The sequence below is a fragment of the Limnoraphis robusta BA-68 BA1 genome (assembly GCF_034932365.1).
Classification (GTDB): Bacteria; Cyanobacteriota; Cyanobacteriia; order Cyanobacteriales; family Microcoleaceae; genus Capilliphycus; species Capilliphycus robustus.
The window spans coordinates 1-15505 of the sequence record NZ_JAYGHR010000098.1 but is presented as its reverse complement, the minus strand read 5'-3'; the positions used below and the strand labels follow the sequence as shown (position 1 = coordinate 15505).

Annotated in this window: 8 protein-coding genes and 1 pseudogene; 1 reads left to right on the top strand and 8 read right to left on the bottom strand. The window is 43.9% G+C overall.

Annotated elements, in window-relative coordinates; all coding sequences use genetic code 11:
- Positions 1-306: 306 nt before the first annotated feature.
- Both VB836_RS27910 and VB836_RS27905 read right to left on the bottom strand, forming a co-directional pair.
- Positions 307-2733, bottom strand: a complete 2427-nt coding sequence (locus VB836_RS27910; protein WP_323224492.1) for a response regulator — start codon at positions 2731-2733, stop codon at positions 307-309.
- A 292-nt stretch (positions 2734-3025) separates the two neighbouring features.
- Positions 3026-3319, bottom strand: a complete 294-nt coding sequence (locus VB836_RS27905; protein ID WP_323224534.1) for a LysR family transcriptional regulator — start codon at positions 3317-3319, stop codon at positions 3026-3028.
- Positions 3320-3856: 537 nt separating this feature from the next.
- On the opposite strand from VB836_RS27905, the gene VB836_RS27900 reads away from it, so the two are divergent.
- Positions 3857-4294, top strand: coding sequence for a YidH family protein (locus VB836_RS27900; RefSeq protein ID WP_323224490.1), 438 nt, complete (start codon positions 3857-3859; stop codon positions 4292-4294).
- A 144-nt stretch (positions 4295-4438) separates the two neighbouring features.
- Here the strand turns inward: VB836_RS27900 and VB836_RS27895 are convergent, their stop codons facing one another.
- The 6 genes and pseudogenes from VB836_RS27895 to VB836_RS27870 all read right to left on the bottom strand — a co-directional run bounded on the left by VB836_RS27895 (position 4439) and on the right by VB836_RS27870 (position 14241).
- Positions 4439-9601 (bottom strand): DUF4912 domain-containing protein, encoded by a 5163-nt coding sequence (locus tag VB836_RS27895; RefSeq protein WP_323224487.1) that lies wholly within the window; start codon positions 9599-9601, stop codon positions 4439-4441.
- Positions 9602-9879: 278 nt separating this feature from the next.
- Positions 9880-10275, bottom strand: coding sequence for a hypothetical protein (locus VB836_RS27890; protein ID WP_323224485.1), 396 nt, complete (start codon positions 10273-10275; stop codon positions 9880-9882).
- Between the two features lie 230 nt (positions 10276-10505).
- Positions 10506-10838: pseudogene (locus tag VB836_RS27885) on the bottom strand (RNA-guided endonuclease InsQ/TnpB family protein); the annotation flags it as partial.
- Between the two features lie 200 nt (positions 10839-11038).
- Positions 11039-11398 carry a phage holin family protein gene (locus VB836_RS27880; RefSeq protein ID WP_046279588.1) on the bottom strand — a complete coding sequence of 120 codons (360 nt, stop codon included), beginning with the start codon at positions 11396-11398 and terminating at the stop codon, positions 11039-11041.
- Between the two features lie 256 nt (positions 11399-11654).
- On the bottom strand, positions 11655-12866 hold the full coding sequence (locus VB836_RS27875; protein ID WP_323224483.1) for an aspartate aminotransferase: 1212 nt from the start codon (positions 12864-12866) through the stop codon (positions 11655-11657).
- 220 nt (positions 12867-13086) lie between these two features.
- On the bottom strand, positions 13087-14241 hold the full coding sequence (locus VB836_RS27870; protein WP_323224481.1) for an iron-containing alcohol dehydrogenase family protein: 1155 nt from the start codon (positions 14239-14241) through the stop codon (positions 13087-13089).
- Positions 14242-15505 lie beyond the last annotated feature (1264 nt).

Below are 15505 nucleotides of genomic sequence, written 5' to 3'. Positions count from 1 at the left end.
AACCAAAAATTGGTCTCAAGTTTTTCACATTCTTAGATCGAAGTCCATTTGAGGCTTGAGATCAAAAAGTTCAATGTACTGAGGACTTACGCACATCGGGGACGATCAACCCGGTTGATGCCTAAATCCTGGTACTGTTAAAAATAAATGATCAATTTTTGTCTTTCTGGGTTTCAGCCTGACTGGATATAGAAAATAAGACAGAGGACTTATGCACATCATGGCTGAAAAACCCAGTTTCTCCTTGGTGTACTAGAGCTGAAATGTTAAAGTTTCGCTCTACAAACCCCGTTGAGGCGTAAATGTTCAGACTGTTGAGCGAGAGTAGCTTGATGGTGTGAAAAAGCAATTTCCCCCAGCAGCTTTTGCTTGATAAAGTGCCGCATTAGAAGCCGCATACAAACTCGATAAATCCATTCCATCTTCTGGATAGGCGGCAATTCCAGCGCTCATTGTCATCTGAATCTGCACATGATTAGCAACTGGAAAAACAGTCATTTGTACTAACTCTAGCAGTTGAGTAATTCGTTTAGCAACGTCAGATTGATAACTCCCATACAATCCCACGATAAACTCCTCACCGCCCCAATGCGCCACAATATCCTCATCGCGGAACTGACGCTGTAAAATTTGCCCGAACTGTCTCATCAGATTATCTCCAACCGTATAGCCATACTGATTATTAATGCTTTGAAAACAATCCAGAGCAATCAAAACTAAGCAAAACGGCTGACAGTGACGGCGTGAAAGATGCAAATATCGATGCAAATCATGGGTAGAGCGACGACGGTTTACCAAACCAGTGATCGGATCAGTTTCGGCTAAACTTCGCAACAGATGAATCCGATCTAAACGGTTAAAAATACGAGTAATTAATTCAGCTTCAGCAAAGGGTTTTGAAATATAGTCATCCGCTCCAACTTGATAAATTTGTTGAATGGTTTGCGGATCTTTGCGAGCCGAGAGAAACAAAATCGGTAAAGCATTCCAACTGCGATCAGAGCGAACCGTTTTACACAATTCCACTCCATTAAAATGAGGCATTTCTAAATCCAGAATCAGCAGATATGGCCCCGTTTTTTCCAGAGTTTCCCAAAATAAACGCGGATCATCTAAAAGGGTTAATTCTAAACCATAAGAAGGAAGTAGTTCTTGTAAACAGTTGAGTGTGATCGGATCATCATCGACTGCTAAAATTTTAGTTGGAGCCGTTGATGTAGACTGGAGAATATCTTTGATCGCTTCGAGAACTTGATCACAAGAAACCGATTTCGATAAAAAAGCATTTCCCCCTAAACGAGCCACCGCAGCCCGATCGCTCATGTCATCCCGTACCGTCCACACCAACACAGGTAACTCGGGAAACTGATATTTTAATTCTTCGAGCAACACAAAACCCCCGTCTTGATGATCGGGAAAAACCAAATCAAGCAAGACTAAATGAGGCGGAGTTTCTCGCAAAGCAACACGAGCTTCTTCTAGTTTAGTCGTGACATTCAGTTGGATATTCCAATGGATGGCAATTCGTTTTAATTGTTCGGTGAGTTCGAGATCATCATCAACAACTAACACTTGAAATGACGTTTGTTGTTCTGAGATTGATTCTTGCTCACTTTGAACAGGTCTTTTTTCCTCGAACTCGTCGAATGGATGTTGGAGTTCTTGGTAGAGTTGAGCAATCAATGTTTTTAGAGTATCGAGCAAGGTTTGAGTTTGAGGGTTTTGACGGGCTTCAATGAAGCACTGTTCAATGTTTTGAGCGAGTTGATACGCGGATTTTAAACCTAAAATTCCCAGGGAACCTGCGAGTTTGTGGGCTTGCAGTTCGGCATTTTCACACAGTTCTGAGGTGAAAGTTTGAGCATTATTGATCGTTTCTTCTAAAGTCTGAATGCGATTGAAAATGATGGTCTTAAATCGTTCCCTGGATGCGGGGAGATCCCTAGATGGAGCGATCGATCCTTGGGAAACATCAGCCGCAGACTTGACAGATAACAGTTCTGCTGGTGTTTCTGGACTTTCCGCCGGGGCGATGTCAGCCTGTTGTTTGGACAGCTCTGGAGAAGGCGGTTTGAGGCGATAACCGACTCCATAGACCGTTTCGATGATTTTCTCCGCGTTGACACTTTGGAGCTTGCGTCGCAACCGTTTAACGTGCGCTCGTACCGTGTGTTCATTCGGCTGACTTTCAAAAGACCAAAGGTGTTCAAGAATGGCGCTTTGGGTTAAAACTCGTTTTGGGTTGCGAAGAAACAGTTCTAGCAGACTGTATTCTTTGGGCGACAGGGATAGAGGTTTTTGTCGGTAGGTGACTTCCCGTGAGACGGGATCAAGGTGTAAGTCGTTCCAATGGAGTAGGGGAGCATTGGCTCTGCTAGGGGAACGCAATAAAGCGCGAATACGAGCAAATAGTTCAGTTCGAGTAAAGGGTTTAACGAGGTGATCATCGGCGCCGGCTTCTAAATAGGAGACTTGATCGATGCTGCTGTTTTGAACCGTTAAAAGCAGAATAGGGACCCTATAGCCCTCATTGCGAAGACACCGACATAAATCAATGCCATCGAGGTCGCGCAGGCTAGTATTGATTAAAAGTAGGTCATAGGTGAACGTTTCCACATAAGCCCACCCCTGTTCGCCATCGATAACGACATCGACGACATAGCCTTGTTCTGTGAGCGCTACTTTGATTTGATGAGCTTGTGCTTCATCTTCTTCTACAACTAAAAACCGCATGAAATTTTAGCCTCAGATCGTTAACTTAGAATAGATGCAAATGAATCGGCTTCGACTTCTAATAACTGGAAACTGCATCGGATTCCCTTGAAGTGGAAGCGGTTTGATTCTGCTTGTAAAGGATACAGATGATCTAGGTTTGTCTTCGATCAACCCATCCGTCTTTCCAGCCCGCCTCGCGTTTGAAAGGCTTTTGAATATCAACTTTATCATAATTTGATTCGATTTTAAAGTGATTGATGAAATCAAAGTTCTAGGGGCGACTTGTTAATTTGGGTTAATTGTTCAAAGCTTAGTCTCTACTTTGTATCTTCAATAAAAATTGATTTATAAAACTTATTTTTATAGTTTTTTTGTTGATTTTTATTGAGTTATAAATCCAGTTTTCACCCCAGCCGATTAAAGAATTCTCTCTCATTCTTCGGGTTTCCTGTTCCCTCTCGAGGCAATTTGCAACACATTCCGTTTGTAGGGTTTTAATTGCTGCACTCACCGTCGTTTGGGTGATGTAGAGTTCTTCTGCTGCTTGGGTCAAGTGTAAATGTTCCGCTACCGCCAAAAAAATTCGGAACTCCTCAAGGGTGATTGTTGCTCTTGCTGATGCTGATTTTACAAAAGGGTTGAGCCAGATACCCTTGACTCGCTAATCGCCTGGAATCTGGCTGTTACCCCGATTGAGTTCTTGCAATCCTATTGTAAAACATTTGAAATTCATTTACAATACATATTAAGTTGCATGGGTTTGAAATTTGGTGATCAGGCCTTCGATATGGACATCAGTTTCAGTCGGTCGAAGGCTGCATCACTTTTACTTATCGTCTAGACAAAAAACAACATTTGATCCTATGGGTGAAGCAGCTTAAAGTAAAATCAAGCCTTGAGAAGCAATGACTCTGTAAATTTTCAGGACTCCCGATGAACGAAGTCATCACAACGATACTGACCGGAATTACGGCATTTACAGCAACGAATCTTGTAGCGCCATAGATCAGGAAAAAAACCGAATCAAACTTGAATTCTGAGTCGTTATTTTTATCCTAAAACTTGTGATATTGCAGCCATTAACGTTGCTAAGATTTCCCTTAATGACCCTCTTTATTGATTCCACTTTTTAATTCATTCTATGTCTTCAAACACCACTTTTGAACAAACAAACAGCACAGCCAAATCAAAAGATAAACTCAAAAAACTCAATCCTTCTCGCATTCGAGATCATTTAGCCAATGAACGAACCTATCTCGCTTGGATGCGAACCGCCATCGCATTAATGGGGTTTGGAGTTGTGATCTTACGTTTACGGGCTTTTCATCCCCCGCTTGTTCCTCGTCCGGGTTATGGTTGGAAATTGGGGTTATTATTTTCTGTCGTCGGTTTACTAACCGTTTTACTCTCAACTCAGCATTACTTTGTTGTGCGTCGCGATATTGATGAAGATACCTATGAACCGCCTGATCGCTGGGTGATTGTTTTTAGTTTAGCAGTAACTCTACTCGGAGCAGGAATCATTTATTTTGTATTTACCAGTTCTATAACACCTCTGGAATTATTCGTATTTGAATAGGGAACAGATTACGGGGAACAGTCACTCACTCCCCAACTCCCCATCCGTCATCAGAGGAATTTTCAATTGTCAAAAATGTCAAAAAAATCTCCCGTTCAGACAACGCAGGCAACGGGAGAATAATTTTAGAATTCCAGTGAAAATCTAGTTAGCATCGTATAACCGAGCCACAGAAACCGTCACTTCACCCTGATTATCATCAGGAAAACTATCAAAGAAAAAGGCACACAAAGTCGTCGTTTCCTGAACTTCCAAAGTTAACGTCTCGTGAAATCCATTTAACGTTGACCAAGTAGCGCCGACTGGAACGCGAGTTTTCTTGTTGATGACTTTTCCCCCATAAAGCCAGAAGATAACCATCGGTTCTCCCAAGGGTAAACTGTTGGAATCAAAACCCCCATAACCGAACAGACCACTTTTAATTCGCAGCACATAAATACCCGGTTCCAGCGTTTGAGAAACAGCCGTTTCCTGAAGCTGTTTCATGCGTTCTTCATCGAGCAAGAAGCAATTGCGGCGACTATGAACCGTCAAATGTTCAATCGCACAGTTACCCGCAGTAACAGGCAAAGTTGCGATCGCAGGTGCAACATTTTCCTCAGTAACAGTTTGAGAAGATGTCGATATCCGCACCGAATTAGAACGAGCCAACATCAACCATTCTTCCTCATCGGTAACATAACCAATTTCAGCGAGATAGTCACGATAGGCTTCTAAGTTAGGGATTTGCAACTGTTGAATTAACTCATGGCAATTGTACCGTCGCACATTACTCGCTGGAGTCGTCTGCAAATCAACCCCAGTCACATCATAAAGACGCAATTGAAACTGTTCTCCGCCCTGCTGTTTCGCCGCTTCCTGAACGGCTCTTGGCACTTCCCAATGAGCATCAGCGCTTGTTGGGTTATCACTCAGCGTTAATGTGATCTCAGAAGACATTGCAGGCACCGGAGAAACCCCTGTTCCATCAATGATTTCAGTTGATGATTTCGGAACTCGTATCCGGTTAGAACGAGCCAACATCAACCAGTCATCCGCATCAGTTACATAACCAATTTCGGCAATATATTCACAATCAGTATTGAGATTAGGAATTTGCCACTGTTTGATTAACTCATTGCAGTTGTAGCGTTGGACGCTATTGGCAGTCTGAGTCTCTAAATCAATCCCTGTCACCTCATAAACGTGCAGTTGAAACTTCTCTCCGCCCTGCTGTTTAGCCCTTTCTTTGGCGGCATCTGGCACTTCCCAACGTGCATCAACCCATTGATCATCACCCAGACTCAGAGTAATATAACAGGGAAATGAACTCATAGCTGAAATAGCCGTTCCTGCCGCTAAACCTACACCCGTTAAAGCAGCAGTTGTACCCACCTCAGAAGCATCTAAATCTTCATCGTCTCCCGGTACAAACACACGGTTAGAACGAGCTAGCATCAGCCATTCTTCATTTTCCAGAACATAGCCAATTTCAGCTAAGTATTCCCGTTCGCTTTCTAGTTCAAACTGCCAATCACTAATTGATTCAGCTAACAGACATTTCTCAATACAGAAACTCGGTGAGATTTCAACAGTGGTATTGGTAACATCGTAAACCCAAACTTGGAACTGTTGTCCGCCCTGTTGTTTGGCAAGGGTTTTAGCGGCTTCTGGTACTTCCCAGTGAGCATCAATGGCTCCTTCTTCATCCAGGGTGAGGGCAATAGAACAGGGAATTGAACTGAGGCTAGGAAGCGGTTCAACTTCAGGTGTTAATTCTACTACACTCCACAAATCCTCTGACTCTGTTAAATCTGTTGATGTAAATGCGGGGATACGAACTCGATGAGAACGTGCCAGCATTAACCATTCACCATCATCGGTGAGATAACCAATTTCTGCAAAGTAGTCCCGGTTGCCTTCGAGGGTTAACAATTGGGGAGTTGAAATTGATTCTTTAAAATCGTATTGTTGTACGCTATGAGTCGCTACAGAGTCCGGTGGAATATCAGTAACATCATAAAGATGCAGTTGAAACTGACGTCCGCCTCTTGCAAGAGCATTTTCCTGTTCGGTATCGTCAACTGTCCAATAAACATTAGCAGCGCCATTATCAGTCGGTGTTAGCGTCACATGACTGCGATGAGTTTCAACTGCCGGAACAACTTCTGAACTGCTCAATTCGACACTGGACAGTTCTACAGGTTCAACTAGCGGAGTTGCGGTTGTTTCTTGAGGAATACGAACTCGATGAGAACGTGCCAGCATCAGCCATTCACCCTCATCGGTGAGATAGCCAATTTCTGCAAAGTAGTCGCGGTTGCCTTCGAGGGTTAACAATTGGGGAGTCGAAATCGATTCCTCAAAGTTGTATTGTTGTACGCTATGAGTCGCTACAGAGTCCGGTGGAATATCAGTAACATCATAAAGATGCAGTTGAAACTGACGTCCGCCTCTTGCAAGAGCATTTTCCTGTTCGGTATCAGCGACTTGCCAATAGACATTAGCAGCGCCATTATCAGTCGGTGTTAGCGTCACATGGCTGGTTGTCGTTCTCCTCATCCGAGGAATAACCCCTGCAACTAACCCACCACCTGCAATTAACCCACCACCCAGTAAACCTAAATTGGGTGTTATTCCCTCATCTGTAGCTGTATCAACCGGAACTCTCACAGGTTCCGAACGAGCCAACATTAACCAATCACCCTCATCGGTAACATAACCCATGTCTGCGAGATAGTCACGGTTGCCAACGAGTTCTAACTGCAAAGGAGAGGTTAATTCATCCAACTCACACTGTTGAACAATTGTTGAGGGTGTTTGATCAACACTGAGATCACCAACATCAAGATCCGTGACATCATAAACCCGCAGTTGCAAATTTCGTGCGCCCTGTTGTTGAGCGAGATTTTTGGCTGAGTCTGAAATTTCCCAATCAATATCAGTGGTTTGATTTTCACCCGGAGTCAATCTTAAACGACTTCCAAGTGCCATTAAAGAAGGAATTGCCCCTGCTGCAACTAAGCCAGCACCCATTAAACCGACATCAGGTGTTAATTCCTCATCTGTAGCGGTATCAACCGGAACTCTCACAGGTTCCGAACGAGCCAACATCAACCATTCACCCTCATCGGTAATATAACCAATTTCGGCTAAATACTCACAATTGCGGTCTAAAAGAGGAACTCGTCGTTGTTGAGTCGATTCTTCACAATCATATCTTCGGACACGGTTAGCAGGTTGAGCGTCTAGATCAATATCCGTAACATCATAAATTCGCAGTTGCATCTGCCGTCCTCCCTGCTGTTTAGCGGCAGTTTTCGCAGCATCTGGAACATCCCAACAAGCATCTGCGGTTTGAGGCTCTTCTTCTCTGAGATTCAGTGTAATCTGACTCCCAAAGGAAGTCAGTAGAGGAATGATCGCAGCACCTGCGGCTAACCCAGCACCCACTCCAGCCAAATTCGATGTCTCTCCAGCAATATCAGCCAGAGGCATCTGCACTCGGTTAGAACGTGCCAACATCAACCACCGATCATCGTCGGTGAGATAACCAATTTCTGCAAGATAGTCTCGGTTTCCTTCTAAGTTGGGAATGAGTTGCTCTTGAAGTGACTCGTCAATATCGTATTTCTCAACACTGTTAGGAGACTGCTGATCGAGATCTTCAATGTCTGTGACATCGTAAACTCGCAGTTGAGGTTGTCGTCCTCCGTGTTCTTTGGCAAAATCTTTGTCCGTATCCGATATCAACCAATAGGCGTAGGCATCTTGAGCTTCCCCTGGAGCGAGGGTAATTCGACTACTGGGCGATCGCTCTCCCCACCAGGCTGCGGCTCCTGCTGCGGCTCCTGCTGCGGCTCCTGCTGCGGCTAGTCCTGTTAGTCCAATGGTTCCTAAACCGGGAGGCGTTAAACCTGTGTTTCCAGTCGCAATAGCCGTTCCGCTAGGGGTTCCTAAAGTAGCGGTTGTCAGATCGCCTCCGGCAGCGACTGGGGTTGCTCCTGCTGTGGGGGAGTTAACGCCAGGATCAACTTCGGGTAATGTCGCTGCTATTGGGGTTTCGGCAACGGGGGGAGTTATTGGGGTTCCGGCAACGGGGGGAGTTATTGGGGTTTCGGTAACGGGGGGAGCTATTCCTGTTCGGGTTGCTGGGGGGGGCGTTGTTGGTGTTGCTGTCGCACCGCTAACGGGTTCTCCTTGACCTGCTTTGAACAACCACCAAATTAACCCACCTAAGAGTGGAATTCCCAACAGCAACAGTATCCACCAGGGAAAACCGCCTTTTTCTTGTTGTTGTTGTTCTTGAACAGGAGTTGGAGTCTGGGCGATTTGTTGAGCAGTAGTCGTAGGCGGAACAACCGCCGTCCCCCCCCCAATCGGTTCTCCGGTTTCCGTATCGGCGATAATTTCTTGACCGGGTTGAGAGGTTGCTAAACCTAAAAAGGCGATGACTTTGGGAGGCTTGTTGTTTTCGTTGTAAACGTAGCTGCGATACTGAGAATAGGGATAACGCGGATCATCGGGTAGGGTTCCGTGCATCGGGATAATTTTAACATCATCCCGGTTTAACACTTGGTCGGCGATCGCATAACTGATGCCATCATTACCCAGTTCTTCGACAACCGCATCCGTTTCGTCTTCTAAGACTTGAGTTGTATTCACCCCACTTTCAAAGGGAGCGGTTTCAAACACTTTATAGGCGCTAAATGCGCGGCGTGTATCACTGTCATTCGGTCGATCTATGAAGCGAATTTCACCCGCAGAACCGCCAACCTCTGACCAGTCGGTAATTTCGCCTCGAAACATTCGCGCAAATTGATCAAAGGTCAAATTTCCCTCAAAGGAATTGTTAGGACTGATGATAATTGCTAATTTTTCCCGACCCACCGGAACTGCTACCAAACCCGCCGCTTTTTCTTCCTCTGTTAAGGGTCGTCCCACTGCGGCAATATCCAGTTTTCCCTCTTTTACAGCTTCCAAGGCTTCGCTAGTTCCGGTTGCTGACAGTTCAACTTTTGTATTGGGAAACCGTTCTTGAAAGCGTTCTTGAAGTGCTTGGTTCGTTCCAGTCATGCTACTAGAACCGTTCACCGTAACAACTGTATTCTCAGTTAAAGATTTAGGGACTGTGAAGGTGGGTTTAGGAACATCAAAGGTTTGGGGTAAAATTAGTGTCGGATCTTTTGTAGGTTCTGTCTCTGATGATTGAGCGATCGCGGCTTGATCGAGAAATGATACTAGAGAAACAGTCAAAAGTTCAGGAGTAGATGCTAAAGCGATTAGCACCACTGGTATTTGAAGTAATGCTTTGCGAGAGCGAGACATTGTTTTTCAGGGTTCTAAATTAACAATCGTTGTGCGCTTGTGGAATTTCTTAGATTTAAAAAGATCTTGATCGAGAACTTATACTCTAGAATCTGCCCCATATGGAGAACCACAACAAAATCTTTTCAAGTCTAGAAGGGAGAAAGAGGAGAATCGTTCAAATATTTCTTTAATCAAGAGCGGAATTCTCTACTTTCACTTCTTCTAGTCTCCATTAATTTTGATGTCGTTATTAATATTGAGTAACCGTTTCCGATACTATCTTTGTGCGTTGGCGATCAAATTTTGACAACAGAGATGGTCACTTCTCCTTCGTTGTCTTCCAGGTAGGTATCAAAAAAGAAAGCACAGAGATTACAAGTTTGTAGAACTTCTAAGGTGAGTGTATCGTCATCTCCATTTAATGTTGACCAGGTTGCTTCTATTTCTATGTTAGTTTTTTTGTTAATAAATCGACCACCATAGATCCAAAGCATGACCAAAGGTTCACCAGAATGATTCACATCTCCACGGTAATCAAATGAACCATTCCGAATTCTCACGATATAGGTTCCAGGTTCTAGTGTTGTAGAAACCCCTGTTTCTTCTTGAATGCGTTGCATCGCCGCAGCATCCAGCACAAAGCAGTTTTGCTTGCTATGAACCTTTAAGTCTGTCACTGTACATCCTTCCATATTCTTTGCTCCTGAGTGGGGGAATTTTGCTAAACTTTTGAGAAGACCTTCAATTTGTGGGTCTTCTGTGACTGGTTGTATCTTCTGCTATCGAAAACTGATATAACACGGGTTCTACCCGTATTAATGCTTCGTTCCTGCTTCTTCCAGACTATACTGGGTTTCATAGGGTGTCGGCACTTCCTATTCCACAGGCTCAAACCGAATAGCCTTCGGCGAAACGTTCGCGCATTGAGGCTTGCGTTATAGTCACGCTCTTGAACTTCACCGCAAGCCTCGCAATGAAAAACTCGTTCTTTGAGCGGCATTTCTTGAACATGACCGCAATTTGAACAGGTTTTAGTTGACGGATAGAATCTATGAGCAAAAACTACGATTGAACCGTACCACTCGGACTTATACTCAACTTGGCGGCGAATTTCATAAAAAGCAGAATCAGCAATAGCACCCGCTAATTTATGATTTTTCATCATCCCAGAAACATTCAAGTCTTCTAACCCGATGACTGCGTGGTTTTTGCATAGCCATGAGGTTAATTTGTGAATTGTATCTTTCCGAATGTTGACTCAAAAAGACAATTGTAATCCTCTATCCAAAAATGGTCTTGACTCGGGAATCGAGTCATCGCAGGCACGGCTTTTTCAAGGCGGTGTACCGATGACTTAATCACTGGGCTAAAGCTAATTTTCAATGTATAGTAGAGCAAGTCATTTTTGACATCACTTGATTTAGAGGATGTGATCAGGTTAGGTTTGAGGATGGCTTAGGCAATAATCCCAACTTGACGGAGAATAAAAAACAGAATAGAGTTCACAAAGCTCAGAGCAAGCGCTCCTAAAATTGCACTGATCACTCCATTGCGTAATCTAAACCCTTCTACTAACCAAGCGGCTAAACCAAACACAATAATGCTACCAATCAAAGGAATTAATCCAATACTAACAATTGCATTAAACGTTCTAAACCAATTTGGAAAAATTTGATAGATCGAATTAAAAGCACCAATAATCGCACCCGCAATTAAAGCGATCACCGGATTATCAATTTCTACCCCAATCGGTAGCTTAGAGATGATTAATAAGCTAACCGCTAACACAACAACAGAAATAATAAAACCAATCATTGATGCGATCTCCCCTTTTGTTAAAGTTTGACTTTGATTTCAAGTCATCTGAGTCTCAGGCAGCGTTTACAGGTGAACTCAAGCCTAAACGACAGCCTGTTCACTCAGAATATACTACAAAAGCGAATTTTTGTATCGCATACCCATATAACTTTGCAGATCTCAACCCCAAAATTACCCATCATCTCAATTGACAGGTTATCGGTATCAGGTATCAAGGGTTGAGGCTAGGGTTCTAGGGATGTTGTTGCAGAAATCATCGAGTTTGTACTGGAAGCAGATCCGGTTGATAACTAATATTTGCTTCTTTTAACCGACGTAATGCTTCTCCGAGGCGATCGCAATCTGCTATTAAACTCACCCTTACATAGCCCTCTCCGCCGCTTCCAAAGGCATTCCCTGGCGTTAATACCACCCCGGTTTGTTGTAAAACTGATAATGCAAAATCCGTTGAACTCATTCCCGGAGGACAAGGCACCCAAAGATACATTGTAGCCAAAGGTTTGGGAACCGTCCAACCCAATTCCGCCAACCCATCTATCAGAAAATCTCGCCGTTTTTGATAACGATTTTGAACGTCTGTAATATAAGAATCTGGCAAATTTAGAGCGGTTTCTGCTGCGGTTTGTAACGCTGCAAATAAGCCATAATCCAAATTCGTTTTTAACGTTCTCAACCCTTGAATAATCGATGAATTTCCCACAACAAATCCAACCCGCCACCCTGCCATATTATAAGTTTTTGACAAGGTATGAAACTCAACGCCGATTTCTTTTCCGCCCGGAATTTCGAGTAAACTTGTCGGTTGATAGCCATCAAACGCCAATTCAGCGTAACATAAATCGTGAACTAAAAGAATTTGATATTTGTGAGCAAAAGCGACTATTTCTTCAAAAAATTCTCTCGGTGCCGTTGCTCCTGTCGGATTACTGGGATAATTAAAAAACAGAATTTTCGCTTGTTCTGCAACGTGATCGGGAATTGTTGCTAAATCAATTAACCAGTCATTATCCGGTTTTAACAGTATACTATGAATCTTTCCCCCCGCAATTAACGGCCCTCTAAAATGCGCCGGATAAGCAGGATTCGGTGCTAAAACAACATCCCCTGGATTAATATAAGCTAAAGCTAAATGCGTCAACCCTTCCTTTGAACCCAACAAAGGTAATGCTTCACTATTGGGATCGAGTTTCACATCATAGCGCCGCAAATACCATTGCGTAATCGCTTTACGAAAATTAGCCGTTCCCTCAAAAGGGGGATAACCGTGATTATCAGCGATGTGGAGGGCGTGTTTAGCGGCTTCAATCACGGGTTCAGGGGCAGGGCCACCCGGATTTCCCATTCCCAAATCAATCAAATCTAAGCCTTGTTCACGGGCGCGAACTTTCAATTCATCTAAACGCGCAAACACATAAGGCGGTAGTTGCATGACCCGATCTGCGGGGTTAATCCAATCCAAAGTCATCGGTTAATTCTACAGGTATTGAGTGAGGTTTTAAGTGTGCGAATTCTACCCATTTCCGATCCCCCCCTTCCCCCCTTAATAAGGGGGGTGGCGAAGCCGGGGGGATCAATAATTTGTGAATTTGTCGCCAATATCAGCAAGAATACAAGTTGAAGTCATAAGCTCTAATTTTTCAGCTTTGCCTGTTTTCTCATCATTCCCAACCCTTAATTTTTATGATTTAGGCTTTGATTTTAGCTTCCCCGATGGGTGCAGTTGTGGAAACCATCGCCGCCATCAACTGTTCAACAACGACATGAAAGGGTAGTCTATGAATATCAGAACCTTCATTACAAGCCAATTCAGCCGCCTGTTTTAATTCGGTTAACGTCACATTTTCTAAGCCCAAATGGTTTAAAGTTTGCGGTAAACCAATGTCGCCATAGAACTTGAGTAATTGCTGTCTGGCTGCGGCTGCGAGTTGGTTGCCTTGCAGCATTTCTTCCAGGCGCAGTTGTACCAATATACCAAAAGCGACTTTCTCTCCATGCAGTGTACCATGACTCGCGGCGACATGAGTTAACCCGTTGTGAACGGCGTGGGCGGCGACGGTACGACATTGGGCGCCCCCAATTCCGCCAATCACTCCGGCGAGTAATACAGTGGCATCTACGACTTCTCGCCAAGTTTCGCCGCCAGGTTCTTGTAGGGCGATGACGGATTTTTGTAGTAAGATATCTCGCAGAACTCTAGCTTGTTGAACTGCGGCGATCAGTAGGGTTTGTTCGGAATGTCCGCTACTGACTGAGGCTTCGTACCATTTGGCGATCGCATCTCCAATTCCGGCAACTAAGGTGCGTTGGGGAGCAGTTTGGATTAAACTGTAGTCGAGAATCAGCAGATCGGGGCATTTGGCTAAAGGAACATCGTAGAGGAAGGCGCCTTCGTTGGAGTAGACGTTAGAAAGGGCTGTCCAAGCGGCACAAGTCGCCCCGGAAGTGGGAATGGTGGCGATCGGAAGTTGACACTGATGGGCGAGAAGTTTAGCGGTGTCGAGGGCTTTTCCGCCGCCTATTCCGATGATCAAGTCAGCTTGATGAGTATTAGCTTTTTCGCGCAATTTCCCCAGGCTGGTTTCGCTACAGTCGGGCGTGTAAGTCGCTGAGGCAAATTTGAGGTTATGCTGTTCTAAGACGGGTTCTAGGCTCGTTTGAGTGACGCTGAGACTGCGATCGCCTCCGACGAGTAGAGGACGTTTCCCCAATTTTGCGATCGCCTCTCCTGCTTGTGCGATGGCGTGAATTCCCCGCAACACTTGGGCTGGTGCGATGTTGAGAGAGAGGATCGTTGAGGTTTGGGTATCACTGGCCGTGCTAGGAGAGGATGATTGACGCATGGGGACTCCTCAATAAGATGCTAAGTTTCCTAAGATAGCGCATTCTCCCGTTCGCTTCAAGACCCCAGAGCCATATCTTAGGTTTAATTTACTTTTTCATCGGGGCGGGTTTATTAATATTGTTTCTGGGAAATTCAATATCAATTTGAACTTGACCCTACACAATGATGAATTTTTTGTAGGGGCGGGTTCCGCAAAGATTGATGTTTCTCACTAATAACCTGTATAAACCCGCCCCACTCCGACAAATAACCTGTATAAACCCACCCCTACATGACAAATCAACTCGAATTTACGGGGCGGGTTTATTAATATTGTTTCTGGGAAATTAAAAATAAATTTGAACTTGACCCTACACAATGATGAATTTTTTGTAGGGGCGGGTTCCGCAAAGATTGATGTTTCTCAGAAATAACCTGTATAAACCCGCCCCACTCCGACAAATAACCTGTATAAACCCACCTCGGTAATCAACTCAAATTTACGGGGCGGGTTTATTAATATTGTTTCTGGGAAATTAAAAATAAATTTGAACCCGCCCCTACATGACAAATCACCTCAAATTTACGGGGCGGGTTTATTAATATTGTTTCGGGGAAATTAAAAATAAATTTGAACTTGACCCTACACAATGATGAATTTTTTGTAGGGGCGGGTTCCGCAAAGATTGATGTTTCTCACTAATAACCTCTCTAAACCCGCCCCACTCCGACAAATAACCTGTATAAACCCACCTCGGTAATCAACTCAAATTTACGGGGCGGGTTTATTAATATTGTTTCGGGGAAATTAAAAATAAATTTGAACCCGCCCCTACATGACAAATCAACTCAAATTTACGGGGCGGGTTAATTAATATTGTTTCGGGGAAATTAAAAATAAATTTGAACTTGACCCTACACAATGATGAATTTTTTGTAGGGGCGGGTTCCGCAAAGATTGATGTTTCTCACTAATAACCTGTATAAACCCGCCCCACTCCGACAAATAACCTGTATAAACCCACCTCGGTAATCAACTCAAATTTACGGGGCGGGTTTATTAATATTGTTTTTGGGAAATTCAATATCAATTTGAACTTTACCCTACATGACAAATCACCTCAAATTTACGGGGCGGGTTTATTAATATTGTTTTTGGGAAATTAAAAATAAATTTGAACTTGACCCTACACAATGATGAATTTTTTGTAGGGGCGGGTTCCGCAAAGATTGATGTTTCTCAGAAATAACCTGTATAAACCCGCCCCACTCCGACAAATAAC

What these genes read in the sequence shown, in the direction of transcription:
- VB836_RS27890 (WP_323224485.1), bottom strand. Translation starts at nt 10,275, where the DNA reads ATGGAAGGATGTACAGTGACAGACTTAAAGGTTCATAGCAAGCAAAAC.
- VB836_RS27870 (WP_323224481.1), bottom strand. Translation starts at nt 14,241, where the DNA reads ATGCGTCAATCATCCTCTCCTAGCACGGCCAGTGATACCCAAACCTCA.
- VB836_RS27875 (WP_323224483.1), bottom strand. Translation starts at nt 12,866, where the DNA reads ATGACTTTGGATTGGATTAACCCCGCAGATCGGGTCATGCAACTACCG.
- VB836_RS27880 (WP_046279588.1), bottom strand. Translation starts at nt 11,398, where the DNA reads ATGATTGGTTTTATTATTTCTGTTGTTGTGTTAGCGGTTAGCTTATTA.
- VB836_RS27895 (WP_323224487.1), bottom strand. Translation starts at nt 9,601, where the DNA reads ATGTCTCGCTCTCGCAAAGCATTACTTCAAATACCAGTGGTGCTAATC.
- VB836_RS27910 (WP_323224492.1), bottom strand. Translation starts at nt 2,733, where the DNA reads ATGCGGTTTTTAGTTGTAGAAGAAGATGAAGCACAAGCTCATCAAATC.
- VB836_RS27900 (WP_323224490.1), top strand. Translation starts at nt 3,857, where the DNA reads ATGTCTTCAAACACCACTTTTGAACAAACAAACAGCACAGCCAAATCA.